This window comes from Streptomyces sp. V4I8, from assembly GCF_041261225.1.
Lineage (GTDB): Bacteria > Actinomycetota > Actinomycetes > Streptomycetales > Streptomycetaceae > Streptomyces.
On the sequence record NZ_JBGCCN010000001.1, the window covers coordinates 2,608,442 to 2,628,242 of the forward strand.

The window sequence follows — 19,801 nt, forward strand, 5'->3', positions numbered from 1 at the left end:
CTCCTAGGTGGTGTCTTTCAGATGGTTTCCCGGACGGCGCGGGCGAGGACGCTCAGTCCCTCGTCCAGCTCCTCCGGGGTGATCGTGAGCGCCGGAAGCAGCTTCACGACCTCGCTCTCGGGGCCCGACGTCTCGATGAGCAGCCCGAGTTCGAACGCCCGGCGCGCGACGCGTCCGGCGCGCTCCTTGTCGCTGAACTCCAGGCCCCACACGAGCCCGCGCCCGCGGTACTCCTTCACGTCGGCGAGGTTCTCCTCCGTGATGGAGATGAGCGCCTGCTCGATCTGCTCACCGCGCTTGCGGGTCTGCTTCTCCATCGCGGACCCGTCCGCCCAGTACGCCTCCAGGGCGGCGGTGGCCGTGACGAAGGCGGGGTTGTTGCCGCGGAAGGTGCCGTTGTGCTCGCCCGGCTCCCAGATGTCCAGCTCGGGCTTGAACAGGCACAGCGACATGGGCAGTCCGTAGCCGCTGATGGACTTGGACACGGTGACGATGTCCGGGGTGATGCCCGCCTCCTCGAAGGAGAAGAAGGCCCCGGTCCGCCCGCACCCCATCTGGATGTCGTCGACGATGAGCAGCATGTCCTGCCGCTCGCACAGCTCGGCCAGCGCGCGCAGCCACTCCTTGCGGGCGACGTTGATGCCGCCCTCGCCCTGCACGGTCTCCACGATCACGGCGGCGGGCTTGTTGAGCCCGGACCCCTGGTCCTCGAGCAGCCGCTCGAACCACAGGAAGTCCTCGACCGTGCCGTCGAAGTAGTTGTCGAACGGCATGGGCGTGCCGTGCACGAGCGGGATCCCGGCGCCGGCGCGCTTGAACGCGTTACCGGTGACGGCGAGCGAGCCGAGGGACATCCCGTGGAAGGCGTTGGTGAACGAGACGATGGCCTCGCGCCCCTTCACCTTCCGCGCCAGCTTGAGTGCCGACTCGACGGCGTTCGTCCCGGTCGGCCCCGGGAACATGACCTTGTACGGCAGGTCGCGCGGCCGCAGCACCAGGTCCTGGAAGGTCTGCAGGAAGGCCCGCTTGGCGCTGGTGGACATGTCGAGCCCGTGCGTGACGCCGTCCCGCTCCAGGTAGTCGATCAACGCCCGTTTCAGGACGGGGTTGTTGTGGCCGTAGTTCAGTGAACCGGCGCCGGCGAAGAAGTCCAGGTACTCGTGGCCGTCCTCGTCGTACATACGGCTGCCGCGCGCGCGGTCGAAGACGGTGGGCCAGCCGCGGCAGTAGCTGCGTACCTCGGACTCCAGGGTCTCGAAGACGCTGAGGTCGGGCTGGGTGATGGTCACGACGAATCGCTCCTCGTTGCGTGGGGGGAGTGCGTGGTGGTCGTCAGTGGGTCGTCAGAGGGAGAGGGGCCCGATGCGGTACAGGACCTCGGGGTCGTGCGGCCCGTCGGGGAACAGGCTGGTGGGGAACAGCACCTCGCGCTCCAGAGCGGCACCGTGCCGCTCGGCGAAGGCGTCGAACAGGCGCTCGGAGGCGATGTTGCCGGGGGTGATGGTGGTCTCGACGCTCGTGACGCCGTACTCGCCACCGACCCGTGCGACGAGCCCGTCCAGCAGCGCGGCGGCGATGCCGCGTCCGCGATAGGCGTCGTCCACGGCCACCTGCCAGACGAGCAGGGTTTGCGGACGCTCCGGCCGGATGTATGCGGTGACGAAGCCGACCGGCTCGCCGCGCTCGTCGCGGGCGACGGCCGACGTGCCCGCGAAGTCGCGACACCACAGCAGATAGCTGTACGACGAGTTGAGGTCGAGGGCCTTGGAGTCTCTGGCAATCCGCCACAGCGCGGCCCCGTCGGCCACCGCCGGACGGTCGATTTGCAGGTCTGCTTGTGCGGCAGTCATGCGAATTGAATTTACCGAGGGAAATTCGAAATTGCATGGCCGTGTGGGGTTACGGATGAGCGCCGGGTGTGTTATCACGCGGGCGTGAGTGGTACCGCAGTGCAGGGGTGAAGCGCCCGAGTTTATCCCTTAAATCCCGCCCAAAACGGTCACGGTGTGGAACGCGTCACAGCCATGTAACTCTCACGAGACCTGCCCGAATTGCTCCGGATGGCGTTCGCGAAATCTTTGCGTTTAGGTTTGGAGAAAGCGGGCAGAAGAAGATGGGAAGCTACCCTTGAAAGAATTCCCGGAATTACGTTGAATTCAGGCACCGGTAACGCCGTCGATGCGTTCTCGCAGAATATCGGCGTGACCGTTGTGGCGCGCGTACTCCTCGATCATGTGAATGAGCACCCACCGCAGACTGACCTCGACCCCGGCCATCGGCCCGCCCCCGATCCGCCCCACACTGTCCAACGCCCGCCCGGCACAGACCTCACGCCCCCGCGCGATCTCCTGCCGCCACACATCCAGCGCCTCGCCGATCCCCCGAGCCCCGTCGAGGACGTACCCGCTCTCGTTCCGCTCCCCGTACACCGGCGGCACGTCGAGCCCCCCGACCACCCGCTGGAACCAGTTCCGCTCACACTCCGCGAGATGCTGCACCAGCCCGAGCAGCGTCAACTCCGACGGCTCGGCGGAGGCCAGCCGCAACTCCGCGTCGGCCAGCCCCGCACACTTCGACTCCAGCGTGGCGCGATGAAACGCGAGCCAGCTCTCCAGCATGGGGCGCTCGTCGCCGGTCATGAGGGGGATGGGGCGGCCGTCGGGAAGGTTCGTGGGTGTGGGCGCGCCGGCTGTGGTCATACGGGGAGCGTGGCACGGCGGCCTGGCGGCAGCGCGGCTTTCAGCGCGGAGCGAATCCCGCCCCCGCCGCCCCTACCCATCCCATCCCATCCTTCTGGGGCTCCGCCCGCCCCAGACCCCGCTCCTCACGCCGGAGGGGCTGGATGTTAGCCCGTCCGGCGTTTGAGGACGAGGCCCCTTCAGGGCCGAAAGCGGGCGCCGGGCACCGCCTCCGGTGTGTGCCGCCCGCCGATCAGCAGGCAGAAGTCGACGGGATCAAGGGTGAGTTCGGCCCGCACGGGCTCGCCCCCGGAGCCCAGCACCCACTCCTCGCCCCCCGGTGACCGAGAACAGCACCGGGGGGCGCGGTGGGTCCGACGACCCTCTCGTCGGGGCCGGGTCCGGCGTCGGGCATGGCCTGGAGCCAGCCCACGACCATGTGTATCACTCGTTCAGGTGATCCACTTCGAACGCGCGGTGGCCTGTCGTGCGGGTGTGTACGTTCGGTGCTTGTGAAGCTGGTGGTGCAGGTCAAGCTGCTGCCGACGCCCGAGCAGGCGGCGGCACTCAAGGCAACCCTTCACGCCTGCAACGAGGCCGCCACCTGGGTGAGTGAGGTGGCCTTCGAGCGCGGGGAGTTCAAGAACTTCGCCCTGCGCAGGCACGCCTACGGCACCGTCAAGTCGCGCTGGGGCCTGGGCGTTGTGCAAGTGCGGCGCTTTAGGACCTGCGGATTATTAACTCGCCGTCTTGATCTCTGTAGGGATGGTGATGCCTGCCGTGCTGGCGAGGCAGCGGAGGTCGTCGAGGGTGGCGAGGTGCTGGTCGGCGGGTTGAATGGTGTGCCCGGCTGCCTCGAGGAGCTGGCGGATGTCGCGAATGCGCCGGTTGATGGTGAATGGCGTGACGCCGAAGAGGCGGGCGATGGCGACCTGCGGGAGCCCGAGTCGCTGGTGGAGGAGGGTGGCCAGGAGCCGGTCGGCGAGGGTGAGGATGGGGCGGCGGCCGGTGGTGCCGTCGCCTTTGACTCGTGGGCGATGGCCGCGCCGCTTGTCCAGCGCCGTCTCGCGTTGGCTCTCGTGGAGGGTGGTGAGCGTGGTGATCAGGGCTTCCCACTCTGGGGCCGGCATGCCGGTCAGGGTGGGGTGGCAGAGCCAGGCGAGGTCGGGGCTGGGCTGGTCGAAGGGGTCCGGTGCGTCGCTGACCTGGGTGTATGCCTCGGGCCGCAGTGTGTAGTTCCAGTCACCGTGCCATTCGTGGCGGTGCAGGGGCAGGGCATCCAGCTGCCGGTCACTGATCCGGACTCCGGTCTCGTAGGCGCCTGTGTCGAGTTCGGCGTGCACCGTCAGCCCGGTCCGGGTGGTCGTCGCGGCGATGCTGTTCACGATGACTTCGTGGCTGGTCAGCGGCCTGCCGCGCCAGTTCATGGTGATGTGGGAGAACAGCCGGTGCTCCACCTTGTTCCATTTTGAAGTACCTGGCGGAAAGTGACAGACGGTGATGTCCAGGCCCGTCTGAAGGGCCAGGGCGGCGAGTTCGGCTTTCCAGGCGCGGGTGCGGTAGCCGTTCGAGCCGCCCGCGTCCGCGGTGACCAGCAGCCGCCGCGCGTGCGGATAGGCGCCCCGCCCCTGGCTGTTCCACCAGCGGCGGATGGACTCCACGGCGAACGCTGCAGTGTCGTGGTCGGTGCCGACGCTGACCCATCCGGTGTCCGCGGCCAGATCGTAGATCCCGTACGGGATGGCCTTGCCCAGCTCCGGGTCCGGGAAGTCGTGCGTCCGCACCCGGACCGGTTCGCCCTTGCGGTGCCACTCGCCGCCGGCGTTCTTGTAGTTGCCGACGACTTCCTTCTTCTTGGTGTCGACGCTGACCACCGGGTCCCCGGCAGCCTGATACTCCTTGGCCCGCTCGTTGATGTAGCGGAACTGGCCATCGCGGTCCGGGTGTTGCCTGCCCTCTACGGTCTTGGCGTTGCCCTGGAGACTGAAGCCCTCCTCACGCAGCAGGTCGGCCACGGTCTCCGCCGAGATGCGGTGGCCCTGCCCGGTCAGCTCGGCGGCCAGGTGACGGGTCGACTTCACCGTCCAGCGCAGTGGCGACATCGGATCACCCCGCATGTCCGGCTCGACAAGGGCCAGCAGCGCGGGCCGCAGTCCCGGATCGAGCTCCACCGCACGCTTGCGGCCTCCGCCTTCCCGGCGGGCCCGGCCCAACGGGGCTGCCCCGGACTCCAGTTCAGCAACCCCACGGGAGACGGTGCCCTCACGCACCCCGGCCGCACGGGCCACCACCCGGATCCCGCCATGCCCCAGCGACCGGGCCTCCGCCCCTATGGCCAACCGGCGCTGACGCTCGTCCAAGTGCGGGAACAACGCCTCGAACTTCGCGGCCAGAGCCGCCTCAACCCCCTCCAGCATCCCCATACCACAACAACGACGAGCAACCAGGGAAGCAACGACTTGTTTCTCCGCAGGCCCTTAGCGCCGGGTAGTTGACGAGGACAGGACGTCCAGCAGGCGTTCGACATCCGCCGCCGTGTTGTAGAGGTGGAAGGCCGCGCGCAGGTTGCCCGCACGGTTGGAGACCTCGATGCCGGCGGCGCTCAACTCGGGCTGGCGGTGGCCGAGTCCGGGCACGGAGACGATGGCCGAGCCGGGCGAGGGCACCGGTTCGTGGCCGAGGGTCGCGAGGCCCGCGCGGAAGCGGTCGGCGAGGTCGAGGTCGTGGGCCTGGATGGCGGAGACGCCCAGTTCCTCGATCAGCTCCAGGGACGTACGCAGCCCGGCGTGGCTGAAGAGGCTGGGGCTGATGTCGAAACGCCGTGCGGAGTGGGCGAGGTCCTCGACGGGGCCGTAGCAGCTGTCCCAGGGGAGCTCCCCGGCGACCCAGCCGGCGAGCAGCGGCGTCAGCCCGCCGAAGTCCTCCGGGACGACGCAGAACGCGACGCCGTGCGGGCCGAGCAGCCACTTGAAGCCGACGGCGGCGACGAAGTCGTACGCCCCGGCCTCCAGCGGCAGCCATCCGGCCGACTGGGAGGCGTCGACATAGGTTCGCGCCCCGTGTGCCAGGGCCGCCGCGCGCACGGCGGTCAGGTCGGCGATCCGGCCGTCGGCGGACTGCGCGGCGCTGACGGCGACGAGGGCGGTGTCCGGGCGGACGGACTCGGCGAGGCGGTCCAGCGGGACGGCACGCACCTTGAGGTCGCCGCGCATGTGGAAGGGGTTCACGAGGGAGGCGAAGTCGGCCTCCGCGGTGAGGACTTCGGCTCCGGCGGGCAGCGCGGCGGCGATCAGCCCGCCGTACTCGGCGACCGAGGCCCCGGTCGAGACCCGCTCGACGGGCACACCGGCCAGCCGGGCGAAGGAGGCGCGGACGGCCTCCACATCCTCGTACAGAGGGCCGAGCGGAGTGCCCTCAGCCCGCATCCGCACGGCCCGGTTCAGGGCGGTGACGGTGCGGGCCGGCAGCAGGGCGTTGCTCGCGGTGTTGAGATAGACGTTCTTCGGGGCGAACTCGGCACGGACCAGGCTCTCGAAGGTCTCCATGGCTCCACTCTGAGCCCTCGGCACCTCTCGGTCCATTGCGATTCTTTACGTGGTTTCGCTAAGCAACGCTTATGGATCCGCCCCGACCTGCGGCTTTGCTCAGCGCTGCGGCACCGCGCACCCGTCGGGGCCGCACGCGTCCGCGTCGCCCTGGTCGATGAGCCGAAGCGGCGACCGGTCGCCCCACGCCTGCGTCAGTGCCTGCTCGAAGACCTCGGCGGGCTGGGCGCCGGAGACGCCGAACCTGCGGTCCAGGACGAAGAAGGGCACACCGCTGGCGCCGAGCTCGGCGGCCTCGCGCTCGTCGGCGCGGACGTCGTCGGCGTAGGCGTCCGGGTCGGCGAGGACCCCCCGGACGTCGTCGGCGTCGAGCCCGGCGGCGACGGCCAGCTCCACGAGCCGCTCGTCACCCTCGGAGAAGACGGACCGCTCCTCGGCGAAGTTCGCCCGGTAGAAGGCCTGGATCAGCGCGTCCTGCCTGCCCTGCTCCTTGGCGAGGTGCAGCAGCCGGTGCATGTCGAAGGTGTTGCCGTGGTCGCGGCCCTCGGTGCGGTATTCGAGTCCCTCCGCGGCGGCCTGCGCGCCGAGGTTCTCCTCGCCGGCCTGCGCCTGCGCCGCGCTCATGCCGTACTTCCTGGTGAGCATGGTGATCACGGGCTGGATGTCGCCCTTGGCGCGTCCGGGGTCCAGCTCGAACGAGCGGTGCACCACCTCGACCTGGTCGCGGTGCGGGAAGGCGTCGAGCGCCTTCTCGAAGCGGGCCTTGCCCACGTAGCACCAGGGGCAGGCGATGTCGCTCCAGATCTCGACGCGCATGTCTGTGGCTCTCCAGTCGTACGGGTTCGGAGACTCCCTCCGCTTAGTGCGTGAACATTCAATCAGCGGGGTTCATTCCCCGGTAGCCGGGGTCACCCTCCGGTCGCCGGGGTCAATCGCGGTAGCCGGGGTCACCCTCCGGTCGCCGGGGTCAATCGGGGTCGCCGGGCTCATTCCCCGGTCACGGAGAAGCGCAGGAAGAGATGGTGATCGCCCTCGGCGGGCGGGTTCTCCGGGTCCGGGACCCAGCCCTGCCGGGCGTAGAAGGCCTGGGCCCGCCGGTTGTCGACATGCACGTCGAGGACGGCCGTGCGCTTGCCGTCGGCCCGCCACTCCTCGACGCACGCCGTGTGCAGGGCCGTACCGACACCGCCGCGCCAGTGGTCGGGGTCGACATGGAACTGGAAGAGCTTGACCGTGTCCGCGGTGCCGCCCTCCGGGGTGCGAAAGGAGGCGAGCGCGATGATCCGGCCCTGCTCGACCACGCACAGGACGTGTCCGTCGGGCCGCTCGACGGCGCCGCGCCAGGCGCCGTGCCAGTCGGTGCCGTCGTCCGGGACGCCGTCGGGGTAGTACGTCGCCCGCGCCCGTGCGTGCAGCGTGACGATGGACTCCACCTCGGCGGGCACTGCGGTGCGGATGACCCTGCCCGGCCTGACTCGTTCGCTGATCATGCAACGGAGGACGTGACCGCCGGTGCTCCGGTTCCGAGCCGGCTGAACTGCGCCCGATAGGCGCTGGGCGTCAGCCCCGTCCGCCGGACCAGATGCCCTCGCAGCGAGTCGGCCGTGCCCAGGCCGCTGGCGTGGGCCACCTGGTCCATGGGCAGGCCGGTGGTCTCCAGCAGCTCCTTGGCGCGCTCGATGCGCTGGTGGAGCAGCCACTGCAACGGGCTCACCCCGCTCTCGGCGTGGAAGCGGCGGGTGAGGGTGCGGACGCTGACGCCGGCGTGGCGGGCCAGGTCGGTGAGGGTGAGCGGCTTGTCGAGGTTGCGCATGGCCCAGCCGCGGGTGTCGGCGCAGGCAGTACCCCGCTCGGGCGGCAGCGGGGTCTGGGTGAACTGGGTCTGGCCGCCGGGCCGTACGGGCGCGACGAGGGCACGCCGGGCGACCTCGTTGGCGACGGCGGCGCCGTAGTCGGTGCGGATGATGTGCAGGCACAGGTCGATCCCGGCGGCGTAGCCGGAGGAGGTGACGTACGGCCCGTCCTGGACGTACAGCACGTCCCCGCAGAGCTGGACGTGCGGGTAGCGGCGGCGCAGCTCGTCGGCGTGCGCCCAGTACGTCGTGGCCCTGCGGCCGTGCAGCAGGCCCGCCTCGGCGAGCTGGAAGGCGCCGGTGCACAGGGACGCGATCCGCCTGCCGTCGGCGGCCGCCTCCCGGACGGCGGTCACGATCCGCGACTCCGGCTCGAAGGGCTCCCCGGTCCCGGCGACGAGCACCGTGTCCGCCTCGCGCACGGCGTCGAGCCCATGACGGACGTACAGGTCGAGCCCGCCGCTGGTGGGCACCGGGCCCGGCTCGGCCGCGCAGATGACCACCTCGTAGCCCGGCCGCCCGTCGACCTCGACCTTGCCGAACAGCATCTCGGGGATGGCGAGGTTGAACATCGAGACGGGCGAGGGCGCGACGACGGCGACGCGGTGCGGGGCGCGCGACGGGGACATGGCCAGAACCTCCGGATGCATGGCATTCCGGCCACTACTGTACGACGGCCCGGATCCGCAGCATGGAGGGCATGTCGATGAACCAGACCCTCAAGGGCGACGAACTCGCCCCCTCCACAGGCGGGTTGGAGCCCAAGGGGCCCTCCGCCGCCCTCACCCTCACCGCCGGGCTCCTCGGCTTCGCGCTGGTCTGCCTGGACGCGTCCATCGTGAACGTGGCCCTGCCCGCGATGGGTTCCTCCCTCGGGGGCGGAATGTCGGGCCTGCAGTGGGTGGTGGACGCCTACACCCTGGCGTTCGCCGCGCTGATGCTGTCCACCGGGGCGTTCTCGGACCGGGCGGGGGCGAGCCGGGCGTACGCGCTCGGTACCGCCGTCTTCACGCTCGCCTCGGCGGCCTGCGGTCTGGCGCCGAACCTGCCCGCGCTGATCGGCGCGCGGGTGGTGCAGGGCGTGGCGGCGGCCGTCGTGCTCCCGGCCTCGCTGTCGCTGGTGCGGCAGGCGTACGCCGATCCGGCCCGGCGGGCGCGCGCGGTGGCCGTGTGGGCGGCGGGCGGTTCGGCGGCGGTGGCGCTTGGGCCGGTGGTGGGGGGCGTGCTGACCACGGCCTGGGACTGGCGGGGGATCTTCTTCGTCAACCTTCCCGTCGGCGCGCTCATCCTCGTGCTCCTGCTCCGGGCCCCGCGCTCGGAACGCCGCCCCGCGCCGCTGGACCTGCCCGGCCAGGTGACGGCGGTCGTGGCCCTCACCGCGCTGACGTTCGCGGTGATCGAGGGCGGGACGGCGGGCTGGGCGGCACTGGCGGTGGCCGTGGTGGCCGCGGCCGCGTTCCTCAGGGTCGAGGCACGCCGGCCGCACCCGCTCGTCCCCCTGGGCCTCTTCCGCAACCGGACCGTCGCGGTGACGGTGGCGGCGGGCGCGGCCGTCAGCGTGGCCTTCTACAGCATGGTGTTCGTCTTCTCGCTCTTCTTCCAGCAGGTGCAGGGCCGTTCCGCACTCCAGGCCGGCCTGATGTTCCTGCCGATGACCGGCCTGATCGCGGTGACGAACGTGGTGGCGGGCAAGCTCGCGGGACGCCACGGAGCCCGGCTGCCCATGCTGGTGGGCCAGGGCCTGGCCGTCGCGGGACTGCTCGCGATGCTGTACGTCGACGCCGGCACGCCCCCGGCTCTGGTCGCCGTGCTCCTCGTCCCCATGGCCCTGGGCTGCGCGCTCACGGTGCCGCCGCTGACGGCGGCCATGATGGACGCCGTACCCGCCGAACGGGCGGGCCTGGCGGCCGGCGTGCTCAACGCCGCTCGGCAGATGGCCGGGGCGCTGGGCATCGCCGTCTTCGGGGCGCTGATCTCCGACGGTTTCGTCGCGGGGATGCGCCTGAGCCTGGTGATCAGCGCGGCCCTGCTCGCCGTGACCGGCCTGCTCAGCTTCCGTCTCGCAGGTCCTTCGGCCAGTCGGCCCTGAACTCCAGGTGGTCGTACGTCACGACACACCCCTCCCCCATCGGCGACTGCGTCATGAAGCCGACCAGGGCCGCGTCGGTCTCCTTCTCGTCCCCCAGCGTGAAGAGCCGGACGAAGGTCCAGCGCTCGCCGCCACGGGAGGCGTGGAAGGCGAAGGCCCGCCCGGTCCGGCTCACCCGCAGCCAGACCGAACTCCCCTCCACCGTGAAGGAGTTGGCGTCGTCGGAGTGCCCCCGGGTGACCACCGTGCAGACGGTCGGCACGTCCGGGGAGTACTCCAGGCAGAGCTTGGCCCACGCCCGCTCCCCGACATGGACGTAGAGCACCCCGGCATCGAAGGCCACGGCGAACCCGACGGTGACCCTCGCGATGAGCTGGAAGTCCCCCTCGGGCGCACCGAGAAGCCGCGGCGCGTCCGAGGCCGGGTCGAGCCCCTCACCGGTGGGCGGCACGAAGCGGTCCTGGCGGGGGCCGGCCCATCCGGAGAGGATGCCGTCCTCGTAGGCCCAGTGGCCGTCGGGGCCATAGGTGCGGAGGGGAAAAGGCAGTTCAGGAAGTTCCACGTCCATCCCCAGAGTCTTCCAGCTTCCCCTCCGCCATGTGGCTGTTAATCGTTCAGCGTTCGAGGCGACCGTTGAAGCGGCGCGGCAGACCGAGGGGGTTGTCGTCCCGCAGCTCCGGCGGCAGCAGCGCCTCGGGGGCGCCCTGGTAGGCGACCGGCCTCATCCAGCGCTCGATTGCCGTACCGCCGACGGAGGTCGACGTCGAGGTCGTCGCCGGGTAAGGCCCACCGTGGTGCTGGGCCGGCGCCACGGCAACCCCCGTCGGCCACCCGTTCACCAGCACGCGCCCGGCCAGCGGCGTCAGCTCCGCGAGGATCTCCGCGCCCCGTCCCTCGCCCGCCGCCTCCTCGGCCGACAGATGAACCGTCGCCGTGAGGTTGCCCGGCAGCCGGGACAGCACGGCCTGCGCCTGCGTGTCGTCGTCGTAGCGGACCACGACGGTCACCGGACCGAAGCACTCCTCCAGGAGCAGGTCGTACGCCCCCTCGCTCGCGAGCTTCTCGGCGGCGACCGTGAGGAAGCCCGCGCTCACGGTGTGCTCACCGCCGGCGCCCGGCGTCACCGGGGTCTCCACGTCGGGGAGCTCGGCACGCTCGGCGACCCCGGCGATGAAGTTGTCCCGCATGCGGTGGTCGAGGAGGACACCGGAGTCGGTGTCGCTGACGGCGTCCGTGAGTGACTTGACCAGGCCGTCACCCGCGGCGCCGGACGGCACCAGCACCAGGCCCGGCTTCACACAGAACTGTCCGACGCCCAGCGTCATGGACCCGGCCAGCCCGGTGCCGATCGCCTCGGCACGCTCCGCGGCGGCGGCCTCGGTGATCACGACCGGGTTCAGGGAGCCCAGCTCGCCGTGGAAGGGGATCGGCACCGGCCGCGCGGCCGCCGCGTCGAAGAGGGCACGGCCACCCCGGATCGAACCGGTGAAGCCGGCCGCGGTGATCAGCGGGTGCTTGATCAGCTCGATGCCCGCCTCGAAGCCGTGGACGAGGCCGATGACACCCTCGGGGATGCCGTGCGCGGCGGCGGCCCGCCGCAGGACGGACGCGACCAGCTCGGACAGGGCCGGGTGGTCGGGGTGGGCCTTGACGACGACCGGGCAGCCCGCGCCCAGGGCGCTCGCGGTGTCGCCACCGGCGACGGAGAAGGCGAAGGGGAAGTTGGACGCCGAGTAGACGGCGACGACACCGAGGGACACCTTGTAGCGGCGCAGATCCGGGATCGGCGGGGTCGCGGTGTCGTCGGGGTGGTCGATCACGACGTCGAGGAAGGCGCCCTCGTCGACGATGTCCGCGAAGGACCGCAGCTGGTAGCAGGTGCGGGCGAGTTCGCCGGTGAGGCGGACCGGGCCGAGCGCCGTCTCGGCGTCGGCGGCCTCGACGAGGTGGTCCTTGGCCGCCTGGAGCTCGTCGGCGGCGGTGCGCAGGAAGGCCGCGCGGACCGTGCGGTCGGCGAGGGCGCCGCGCGCCTCGTGCGCGGCGCGGACGGTGGCGTTCACCTCCTGGGCTGTGGCCTCCACCGCAACCTGTTCACGCTGCTTCCCGGTTCGGGGGTCGACACTCCAGACTGGTGCTGCTGCCACCGCGGGTCCCTCCACACATGTATTGCCGCAGTACGGGGTCATCCACCAGGGTCGTTCGATATACTGAACGCTGTCTCTGATGATGAATATGCTTCGGAGACTATTTCCCGTCGAACGAAGGGGTCAAGGGCGATGTCGGCTGGCGAGACGGGCGGCGGGGCGCAGGTCAAGTCCGCGGTACGGACGGTTGAACTGCTGGAATACTTCGCCGGACGCCCCGGCATGCACTCCCTCGCGTCGGTCCAGGAGGCCGTCGGATACCCCAAGTCCAGTCTCTACATGTTGCTGCGCACGCTCGTCGAGCTGGGCTGGGTGGAGACGGACGCGACGGGCACGCGGTACGGCATCGGCGTCCGGGCGCTGCTGGTCGGCACGTCGTACATCGACGGCGACGAGGTGGTCGCGGCGGCGCGTCCGACGCTGGACCGCCTGTCGGACGACACGACCGAGACGATCCACCTGGCGCGTCTGGACGGCACGAACGTCGTCTACCTCGCCACCCGCCAGTCCCAGCACTATCTGCGCCCCTTCACCCGGGTCGGCCGCCGCCTCCCGGCGCACTCCACCTCCCTCGGCAAGGCGCTGCTGAGCACCTACTCGGACGAACAGGTCCGCAAACTGCTCCCGGAGACGCTCCCCGCGCTGACCGAGAACACCCTCACCGACCGCGAGAAGCTCATCGAGGAACTGCACCAGATCCGGGAGCAGGGCTTCGCCGTGGACCGCGAGGAGAACACGCTGGGGCTGCGCTGCTTCGGCGTGGCGATCCCGTACCGCACCCCGGCCCGGGACGCGATCAGCTGCTCGGTGCCGGTGGCGCGGCTGACGCCCGCCCATGAGCAGCTGGTGAAGGACGCGCTGTTCGACGCGCGGGACCGGCTGACGCTGGCCACTCGACGGCTCTGACTCCCCCGTACGATCCCACGTCCCCCGTACGATCCGACGTCCTCGTAGGCTCTGTCTCCATGGATGTGGAACTCCGCGAGGTGCACGACAGCGACCTGCCGGTCTTCTACCGGCAGTTGAACGACCCGGAGGCCCTGCGCATGGCGGCCTTCACCCCCAAGGACCCGGCCGACCGGGACGCTTTCGACGAGCACTGGAAACGGATCCGGTCCTCGTCGGACGTCCTGCGCACGATCCTGGCCGACGGCGATGTGGTGGGCAGCGCGGCCGTGTACGGGGAGCCGGGCGAGCGGGAGGTGACCTACTGGGTCGACCGCGCGTACTGGGGGCGCGGTGTCGCCACGGCCGCCCTGCGGGGGCTGCTCGCCGAGGTCGCCGAACGCCCGCTGTACGCGCGTGCGGCGGCGGACAACGAGGGCTCGCTGCGGGTGTTGCGCAAGTGCGGGTTCCGGGTGACCGCGCAGGCCAGGGGCTTCGCCAACGCGCGGGGCGAGGAGATCGACGAGGTCGTCCTCCACCTGGAGGGCTGACGGCCTCTCCCCCGTCCGGCGGAGACGGATCATCGCCGTGCAGGAGGTGCCGGCCGGCGCTCTCGCGGGAGCGTGGCCGTATGACGCAGACATCCACTCCCGCCCAGGAGACCGACCGGGCCGTCGGGCTCGGCAGGCCCCGTCGCGCCCTGCGGGCCGTCGCCATTGTCTCCTGCGTGCCGTATCTCTCGCTCAAGATCGCCTGGATCGCGGGCAGTCGGACCGGCATCCCGGACGGCAGCTCCCTGCTGGAGCACCGGGCGAGCGTGGCCGTCGCCAACAGCGTCACCGTGCTCATGGACGCGGCCGTCATCGTGCTCGCCATGGTGCTGACCCGGCCGTGGGGGCTGCGGGTGCCCGCGTGGCTGCTCGTCCTCCCCGCCTGGGTGGCCACCGGGCTGCTCGCGCCGATCATGGCCGGGTTCCCGCTCCAGGTGCTCGTCGACTCGCTCGGCGGGCCCGCCAACACCACCGCGGCCGGTGGTGAACCGTTCCTCGACGCCTGGGTCTTCGGGGTCGTCTACACCGGGTTCATCGTGCAGGGACTCACCCTCGGCGCCCTGCTCGTGCTGTACGCCCGCGACCGCTGGGGCCGGCTGTGGGAGGGGCGGGTCTGGGAGCTTCCGGTCGGCCTCATCGGGGCGGCCCAGCGTGCCGTCGCCGTCGCGGCGGCCGGGTGCGCGCTGCCGCCGCTGCTGACCCACCTCCTGTGGGCGTGCGGCGGCACCGCCGGGCTGGACACGGCCCACCTCGCCGACCGGACCAGTGGTTTCTACGTCATGGAGGCCCTGTCCACCCTGTTCCTCGCCATGGCCGTCACCGGCGGACTCCTGCTCGCCTTCCGAGGCGGCCGGGCCCTGCCCGTCGTGCTGCCCCTCGCCCTCGCCTGGGTCGGCTCGGCGGCCACGGTCTGCTGGGCGGGCTGGCTGTCGCTGGCCCCGCTCACGGACATCGCCGACGGCCCGACACCGGTGCTGAGCCTCACCTACGCTGGCCAGATGATCGTCGGCATCCTCGTCGCCTGCCTCGGCGTCCACTTCCTCGCGGAACGCTCCGCGACCCGGAAGTGCCGTACGGCATGAGCGAGTTCGTCCGCCATCTGTTCGGGCGGCGGGCTCGCCGGCGCTGGATCCATCTGATCCTCGGCGGCGCGCTCGCCATGCCGTACGTCTTCGTCGGCCAGCTCGTCGTCGGCCCGGCCACCGACTCCCGGTACGTCTTCAACGACCTGCCCCTGCAACTGCTCTCCTTCGCCGTCGGGTTGCCCCTCGCCGCCCTCACCGCCGCCCTGTTCCCGCTGACACGGTCCCTGGAGGCGGGTGCCGTGCGGTCGTTGTGCGGTGTGGACGCGGGGCTGCTCGCCCACGGCCCCGCCCGGACGCGGGCCGCGAAGGGGCGTGCGGCGGCCTGGTTCACGCTGCATCTCGGGTTCGGCGGGGTCGTCTCGGGGATGTCGCTGGCGGTGCCGCCGTTCGCCGGGTTCCTCGCCGCGCTGCCGCTGATCGTCTGGCTGGGCGGCGCCGAGGCCGTCGAGCTGCCCGCGTCCCTCGACCAGCCCTGGGTGCTGGCACTGGCGCCGGTGGCGGGCGTGGCCACGCTGCTCGCGCTCGCCGCGTGCGCGGCCGTCTCCGGGGCGCTGCTCGCCCGCTGGGCGCCCGTGCTGCTCGGCCCCACGCCCGAGGACCGGCTCGCGGCGGCCGAGGCCCGCGCCTCGGACCTGGCCGTACGCAACCGGCTCGCGCGGGAGCTGCACGACTCCGTCGGCCACGCCCTGAGCGCCGTCACCCTCCAGGCGAGCGCGGCCCGCCGGGTCCTCGACAGCGACCCGGAGTTCGTCCGTGAGGCGCTGGCCGCGATCGAGGACACGACCCGGCGGACGGTCGGCGAACTCGACGCCGTCCTGGGTGTGTTGAGGGACGGCGACACTCCGGGTACGGCCCCTGCGCCCACCCTCGCCGCCGACCTCGGCGGCCTGCTGCGCCGCACCCGGGCGGCGGGCTTGCGGGTGACGGCCAGGGTCGACGCCGATCCGGAGGCCCTGCCGCCCGTCCTGTCCCGCGAGGCCTACCGCATCGTGCAGGAGGGGTTGAGCAACGCCCTCAAGCACGCCGGTGACCGGACGAGCGTGACCCTGCGGATCGCGGTGGCCGACGAACACCTGGAGATCACCGTCGAGAACCCCCTGCCCGATGCCGCGACCGACGCCCTGGCCCCCTCCTCCCCCTCCCGCCCCGGTGGCGGCCACGGCCTGCGCGGCATCGCCGACCGGGCGCGACTGCTGGGCGGGACGACACTGGCCGGCGCCGCCGGGGGGACGTGGCGGCTGAACGTACGACTGCCCATGAAGGGATCCGCATGACGCCCCGCCCGCCCGTCCGCGTCGTCCTCGCCGACGACGAGCGCATGGTGCGCACCGCCCTGCGCGCCATCCTCTCCGTCGAGCCGGACCTGGAGGTGGTCGGTGAGGCGGCCACCGGGGCCGAGGCGGTGTCCGTCGTGCGGGAGCTGCGGCCCGACGTGGTCCTGATGGACGTCCGTATGCCGGAGATCGACGGCATCCGGGCCACCGAGCAGATCCTCGCCACGCTCGACGAGCCGCCCCGGATCGTCGTCGTCACCACCTTCGAGAACGACTCCTACGTGTACGACGCCCTGCGCGCCGGAGCCGCCGGGTTCCTGCTGAAGCGGGCGGACGCCGACGCACTCGTCCAGGCCGTACGGCTGGTCTCGCACACCGACACCCTGCTGTTCCCGTCGGCCGTACGCACCCTCGCGGCCGAGCACGCGCGCGCGTACCCGGCGCCTCCGGCCTGGGTGGCGAGGCTCACATGCCGGGAGAGCGAGGTGCTGCGGCTGATGGCGGAGGGGCTGACCAACGCGGAGATCGCGCGGCGGATGGAGGTCGGTCCGGCCACCGTGAAGTCGCATGTGGCGGCGATCCTCGCCAAGACCGGCACCCGGGACCGCACCCAGGCCGTGATCGCCGCCTACGAGGCGGGCTTCATGAACGCTCGATGAGAAAGCGGGGCGCAAGGGAACGATTACCCCCATCCTGATCGTCCTTGGGAGTGGGATGAACAAGACGATCAGGCGGGCGTCCGTCTTCACGCTGCTGCTGGTTCTCGCTCTGCTGGTCAGGGCGACCTGGGTGCAGTTCTACGAAGGCCAGGCGCTCGCGGACGACAAGGACAACCGGCGGAACACGATCGCGCTGTACAGCGAGCCGCTCGGCAACATCGTCGTGGGCGGCGAGGCCATCACCGGCTCGGCGCCGATGAAGAGCGGCGACCTCGCGTACAAGCGGACGTACGAGGACGGCGCGCTGTACGCGGCGGTCACCGGCTACAGCTCGCAGGCGTTCGGGGCGACGCAGCTGGAGGGCGTCTACCGGGACCTGCTGGACGGCACGGACAACCGGCTGAAGAGCGTGCTGGACACGGTCACCAACAAGCGGTCCGACCCCGGCAATGTGATCACGACGATCGATCCGGATGTCCAGAAGGCGGCGTTCGACGCCCTCGGTGACAACAAGGGCGCCGCGGTCGCGATCGACCCCACCACGGGGAAGATCCTGGCGGTCGTCTCCACTCCGTCGTACGACCCGTCGCGGATCACCACGGGCGACTCGGACGCCTGGAAGCAGCTGACCAAGGACGCCGACAAGCCGATGACGAACCGCGCGCTGCGCCAGCCGCTGCCGCCGGGTTCGACGTTCAAGCTGGTGGTGGCGGCGGCCGCGCTGGAGGAGGGGCTGTACTCGTCGGTGGACGAGAAGACGGACAGCCCGGACCCGTATCCGCTGCCTCAGTCGAGCGACGAGCTGACCAACGAGAACCCGTCCGCCCCGTGCGAGAACGCCTCGATCCGGGTGGCTCTCCAGTACTCGTGCAACAACGTCTTCGGGAGCATGGCCGTCGACCTGGGCCAGGACAAGGTCAGGGCGATGGCCGAGAAGTTCGGCTTCAACGACAAGGAGCAGGACGTGCCGGTGCGGGCGTACACCAGCGTGTACCCCTCCGACATGGACGAGGCGTCGACCGCCCTGACCGGCATCGGCCAGTTCGACGTCACCGCCACCCCGCTCCAGATGGCCATGGTGTCGGCCGCCATAGCGAACGGCGGCAAGCTGGTCTCGCCGCACATGGTGTCCCAGATCACCGACGGCGGCGGTGACGTCCTGGAGAACTACGACGACGGCGCCGACACCACGGAGATCGTCAGCTCCGACACCGCCGAGCAGCTCCAGTCGGCGATGCAGACGGTCGTCGAGAAGGGCACGGGCACGAACGCCCAGATCTCGGGCGCGACGGTCGGCGGCAAGACAGGCACGGCCCAGCACGGCGAGAACAACAGCAAGACCCCGTACGCCTGGTTCACGTCCTACGGGAAGGCCGACGGCAAGGAGGTCGCCGTGGCCGTGGTCGTGGAGCAGTCGAACGCGGAGCGGTCGGAGGTCAGCGGTAACGGGCTGGCCGCCCCCGTGGCCAGGAAGGTGATGGAGGCGGCACTCAAGGACTGAGGGGCCGAGGGGCCTACTTGACGCCCAGGACCTGCTCGATCGGGTTGATGGCGAAGTACACCAGGAACAGCACCGAGGTGCCCCACAGCAGCCAGTGGATCTCCTTCGCCTTGCCGAGCACGGTCTTGATCACCACGTAGGCGACGAAGCCCGCCCCGATGCCGTTGGTGATCGAGTACGTGAACGGCATGACCGCGATGGTGAGGAACGCGGGGATGGCGATCTCGTACTTGTCCCAGTCGATGTGCTTGACCTGGGTCATCATCAGGAAGCCGACGGCGACCAGGGCGGGCGCCGCCGCCTGGAGCGGGACGATCGTGAGCAGCGGGGTCAGGAACAGGGCCAGGGCGAAGAGACCGCCGGTGACCAGGTTGGAGAAGCCCGTACGGGACCCCTCACCGACGCCCGCCGCGGACTCGATGTAGGACGTGGCCGAGGACGCCGACGCCGCACCACCGGCGGCGGCCGCGGCGCCGTCGATCAGCAGCACCCGGCCGAGGTTGGGCACCTTGCCCTGCTCGTCGAGGAGGCCCGCTTCGGCGGTGATGCCGACGACCGTGCCCATGGTGTCGAAGAAGTCGGACAGCACCAGCGTGAAGATCAGCAGGACGACGGTGATGGCGGTGGTCTCGCCGAACGCGCCGAACAGGCTGAAGTGGCCGATGAGTCCGAAGTCGGGGGTGTCGACCAGCTTGTCGGGCCAGGCGGGTGTGGTCAGGCCCCAGGCCTTGATGTCGGCGATCGAGTTGATGATCATCGCGACGACCGTCATCGTCACGATGCTGATGAGGATGGCGCCCTTCACCTTGCGGGCGAGCAGGGCGATCGTCAGCAGAACACCGAGACAGAAGACGAGGATCGGCCAGCCGGTGAGCGTGCCGGTACCGCCCAGCTGAACCGGGACGGTGGTGTTCGCGACGTCCGGGATACGGGTGACGAACCCGGCGTCGACGAAGCCGATGAAGGCGATGAACAGGCCGATACCGACGCTGATCGCCTGCTTGAGCGGTTGCGGGATGGCGTGCATGACGGCCTCGCGCAGACCGGTGAGCACGAGCACACAGATCAGCAGGCCTTCGAGGACGACCAGGCCCATCGCGTCGTCCCAGGACATCAGCGGGGCGATCTGGAAGGCGACGACGGCGTTCAGGCCCAGGCCCGCGGCGAGCGCCAGCGGGAGGTTGCCGGCGACGCCCATGATGATCGTCATGACCGCGGCCACCAGGGCGGTGGCGGTGGTGAGTTGGACGGCGTCCAGCTGGTGGCCGAACTTGTCCTTCGCGCTGCCCAGGATGATGGGGTTCAGGACAAGGATGTAGGCCATCGTGAAGAACGTGGCGAAGCCGCCGCGTATCTCACGGGCGAAGGTGGAGCCCCTCTCGGAGATCTTGAAGAACCGGTCGACGCTGCTCACGCCTGGCGGCGGGGCAGTTGACCGGTCGGCCACCTTCTGGGATTCGGACATGGCGGTTGCTCCTTGTTGCCTGACTGATCGGTGTGCGGATGCTGGCTGGATTGTTCCCGCGTTGAACGCGGT

At 70.8% G+C, this 19,801-nt stretch carries 19 protein-coding genes; 7 read left to right on the forward strand and 12 right to left on the reverse strand.

The features are described from left to right. Positions 1 to 17: 17 nt before the first annotated feature. The 9 genes from ectB to ABIE67_RS11890 form a co-directional block, all read right to left on the reverse strand. Positions 18 to 1,289 carry a diaminobutyrate--2-oxoglutarate transaminase gene (ectB, locus tag ABIE67_RS11850; protein ID WP_370256407.1) on the reverse strand — a complete coding sequence of 424 codons (1,272 nt, stop codon included), beginning with the start codon at positions 1,287 to 1,289 and terminating at the stop codon, positions 18 to 20. A gap of 54 nt (positions 1,290 to 1,343) precedes the next feature. Beyond that, a complete protein-coding gene (ectA, locus tag ABIE67_RS11855; RefSeq protein ID WP_370256408.1) occupies positions 1,344 to 1,850 on the reverse strand; it encodes a diaminobutyrate acetyltransferase in 507 nt (168 codons plus the stop codon). A 306-nt stretch (positions 1,851 to 2,156) separates the two neighbouring features. Continuing rightward, the gene (locus ABIE67_RS11860; RefSeq protein WP_370256409.1) at positions 2,157 to 2,699 is read right to left on the reverse strand and encodes a DinB family protein; all 543 of its coding nucleotides are present in this window, start codon (positions 2,697 to 2,699) and stop codon (positions 2,157 to 2,159) included. 179 nt (positions 2,700 to 2,878) lie between these two features. After that, entirely contained in the window at positions 2,879 to 3,001 is a 123-nt protein-coding gene (locus ABIE67_RS11865) for a hypothetical protein (protein ID WP_370256410.1), read from the reverse strand. Between the two features lie 414 nt (positions 3,002 to 3,415). Next, entirely contained in the window at positions 3,416 to 5,095 is a 1,680-nt protein-coding gene (locus ABIE67_RS11870; protein ID WP_370256411.1) for an ISAzo13 family transposase, read from the reverse strand. A 60-nt stretch (positions 5,096 to 5,155) separates the two neighbouring features. Beyond that, entirely contained in the window at positions 5,156 to 6,223 is a 1,068-nt protein-coding gene (locus ABIE67_RS11875) for an aminotransferase class V-fold PLP-dependent enzyme (RefSeq protein WP_370256412.1), read from the reverse strand. 99 nt (positions 6,224 to 6,322) lie between these two features. Then, positions 6,323 to 7,039, reverse strand: coding sequence for a DsbA family oxidoreductase (locus ABIE67_RS11880; protein ID WP_370256413.1), 717 nt, complete (start codon positions 7,037 to 7,039; stop codon positions 6,323 to 6,325). Positions 7,040 to 7,209: 170 nt separating this feature from the next. Continuing rightward, positions 7,210 to 7,713, reverse strand: a complete 504-nt coding sequence (locus ABIE67_RS11885) for an N-acetyltransferase family protein (RefSeq protein WP_370256414.1) — start codon at positions 7,711 to 7,713, stop codon at positions 7,210 to 7,212. Next, on the reverse strand, positions 7,710 to 8,705 hold the full coding sequence (locus ABIE67_RS11890; protein WP_370256415.1) for a GlxA family transcriptional regulator: 996 nt from the start codon (positions 8,703 to 8,705) through the stop codon (positions 7,710 to 7,712). The genes ABIE67_RS11885 and ABIE67_RS11890 overlap by 4 nt, the downstream gene beginning before the upstream one ends. A gap of 71 nt (positions 8,706 to 8,776) precedes the next feature. On the opposite strand from ABIE67_RS11890, the gene ABIE67_RS11895 reads away from it, so the two are divergent. Next, positions 8,777 to 10,165, forward strand: a complete 1,389-nt coding sequence (locus tag ABIE67_RS11895) for an MFS transporter (protein ID WP_370256416.1) — start codon at positions 8,777 to 8,779, stop codon at positions 10,163 to 10,165. Here ABIE67_RS11895 and ABIE67_RS11900 read toward each other — a convergent pair. Together ABIE67_RS11900 and ABIE67_RS11905 are read right to left on the reverse strand one after the other, a co-directional pair. After that, on the reverse strand, positions 10,125 to 10,733 hold the full coding sequence (locus ABIE67_RS11900; RefSeq protein WP_370256417.1) for a DUF1349 domain-containing protein: 609 nt from the start codon (positions 10,731 to 10,733) through the stop codon (positions 10,125 to 10,127). The genes ABIE67_RS11895 and ABIE67_RS11900 overlap by 41 nt on opposite strands. 46 nt (positions 10,734 to 10,779) lie before the next feature. Further along, a complete protein-coding gene (locus tag ABIE67_RS11905; RefSeq protein ID WP_370256418.1) occupies positions 10,780 to 12,309 on the reverse strand; it encodes an aldehyde dehydrogenase (NADP(+)) in 1,530 nt (509 codons plus the stop codon). A gap of 132 nt (positions 12,310 to 12,441) precedes the next feature. Between ABIE67_RS11905 and ABIE67_RS11910 the strand changes: the two genes are divergently transcribed. The 6 genes from ABIE67_RS11910 (at position 12,442) to ABIE67_RS11935 (ending at position 18,264) form a co-directional block, all read left to right on the forward strand. Further along, positions 12,442 to 13,215 carry an IclR family transcriptional regulator gene (locus ABIE67_RS11910; RefSeq protein ID WP_370256419.1) on the forward strand — a complete coding sequence of 258 codons (774 nt, stop codon included), beginning with the start codon at positions 12,442 to 12,444 and terminating at the stop codon, positions 13,213 to 13,215. Between the two features lie 59 nt (positions 13,216 to 13,274). Beyond that, positions 13,275 to 13,745: a GNAT family N-acetyltransferase gene (locus ABIE67_RS11915; protein WP_370256420.1), complete on the forward strand. Its 471-nt coding sequence runs from the start codon at positions 13,275 to 13,277 to the stop codon at positions 13,743 to 13,745. A gap of 80 nt (positions 13,746 to 13,825) precedes the next feature. Further along, positions 13,826 to 14,827 (forward strand): hypothetical protein, encoded by a 1,002-nt coding sequence (locus ABIE67_RS11920; protein WP_370256421.1) that lies wholly within the window; start codon positions 13,826 to 13,828, stop codon positions 14,825 to 14,827. After that, the gene (locus ABIE67_RS11925; RefSeq protein ID WP_370256422.1) at positions 14,824 to 16,104 is read left to right on the forward strand and encodes a sensor histidine kinase; all 1,281 of its coding nucleotides are present in this window, start codon (positions 14,824 to 14,826) and stop codon (positions 16,102 to 16,104) included. Before ABIE67_RS11920 ends, ABIE67_RS11925 begins: the two co-directional genes overlap by 4 nt. Next, positions 16,101 to 16,763 carry a response regulator gene (locus ABIE67_RS11930; protein ID WP_370256423.1) on the forward strand — a complete coding sequence of 221 codons (663 nt, stop codon included), beginning with the start codon at positions 16,101 to 16,103 and terminating at the stop codon, positions 16,761 to 16,763. The genes ABIE67_RS11925 and ABIE67_RS11930 overlap by 4 nt, the downstream gene beginning before the upstream one ends. 55 nt (positions 16,764 to 16,818) lie before the next feature. Further along, complete coding sequence (locus ABIE67_RS11935) at positions 16,819 to 18,264, forward strand: penicillin-binding transpeptidase domain-containing protein (protein ID WP_370256424.1); 1,446 nt, start codon at positions 16,819 to 16,821, stop codon at positions 18,262 to 18,264. Between the two features lie 13 nt (positions 18,265 to 18,277). Here the strand turns inward: ABIE67_RS11935 and ABIE67_RS11940 are convergent, their stop codons facing one another. Beyond that, on the reverse strand, positions 18,278 to 19,729 hold the full coding sequence (locus tag ABIE67_RS11940; protein WP_370256425.1) for an NCS2 family permease: 1,452 nt from the start codon (positions 19,727 to 19,729) through the stop codon (positions 18,278 to 18,280). Between the last annotated feature and the right edge of the window lie 72 nt (positions 19,730 to 19,801).

Bases quoted from the DNA above. Each gene is read 5' to 3' on its own strand.
- ectA (WP_370256408.1), bottom strand. From the start codon at position 1,850: ATGACTGCCGCACAAGCAGACCTGCAAATCGACCGTCCGGCGGTGGCC.
- ABIE67_RS11860 (WP_370256409.1), bottom strand. From the start codon at position 2,699: ATGACCACAGCCGGCGCGCCCACACCCACGAACCTTCCCGACGGCCGC.
- ABIE67_RS11870 (WP_370256411.1), bottom strand. From the start codon at position 5,095: ATGCTGGAGGGGGTTGAGGCGGCTCTGGCCGCGAAGTTCGAGGCGTTG.
- ABIE67_RS11875 (WP_370256412.1), bottom strand. From the start codon at position 6,223: ATGGAGACCTTCGAGAGCCTGGTCCGTGCCGAGTTCGCCCCGAAGAAC.
- ABIE67_RS11880 (WP_370256413.1), bottom strand. From the start codon at position 7,039: ATGCGCGTCGAGATCTGGAGCGACATCGCCTGCCCCTGGTGCTACGTG.
- ABIE67_RS11885 (WP_370256414.1), bottom strand. From the start codon at position 7,713: ATGATCAGCGAACGAGTCAGGCCGGGCAGGGTCATCCGCACCGCAGTG.
- ABIE67_RS11890 (WP_370256415.1), bottom strand. From the start codon at position 8,705: ATGTCCCCGTCGCGCGCCCCGCACCGCGTCGCCGTCGTCGCGCCCTCG.
- ABIE67_RS11895 (WP_370256416.1), top strand. From the start codon at position 8,777: ATGTCGATGAACCAGACCCTCAAGGGCGACGAACTCGCCCCCTCCACA.
- ABIE67_RS11900 (WP_370256417.1), bottom strand. From the start codon at position 10,733: ATGGACGTGGAACTTCCTGAACTGCCTTTTCCCCTCCGCACCTATGGC.
- ABIE67_RS11910 (WP_370256419.1), top strand. From the start codon at position 12,442: ATGTCGGCTGGCGAGACGGGCGGCGGGGCGCAGGTCAAGTCCGCGGTA.
- ABIE67_RS11915 (WP_370256420.1), top strand. From the start codon at position 13,275: ATGGATGTGGAACTCCGCGAGGTGCACGACAGCGACCTGCCGGTCTTC.
- ABIE67_RS11920 (WP_370256421.1), top strand. From the start codon at position 13,826: ATGACGCAGACATCCACTCCCGCCCAGGAGACCGACCGGGCCGTCGGG.
- ABIE67_RS11925 (WP_370256422.1), top strand. From the start codon at position 14,824: ATGAGCGAGTTCGTCCGCCATCTGTTCGGGCGGCGGGCTCGCCGGCGC.
- ABIE67_RS11930 (WP_370256423.1), top strand. From the start codon at position 16,101: ATGACGCCCCGCCCGCCCGTCCGCGTCGTCCTCGCCGACGACGAGCGC.
- ABIE67_RS11935 (WP_370256424.1), top strand. From the start codon at position 16,819: ATGAACAAGACGATCAGGCGGGCGTCCGTCTTCACGCTGCTGCTGGTT.
- ABIE67_RS11940 (WP_370256425.1), bottom strand. From the start codon at position 19,729: ATGTCCGAATCCCAGAAGGTGGCCGACCGGTCAACTGCCCCGCCGCCA.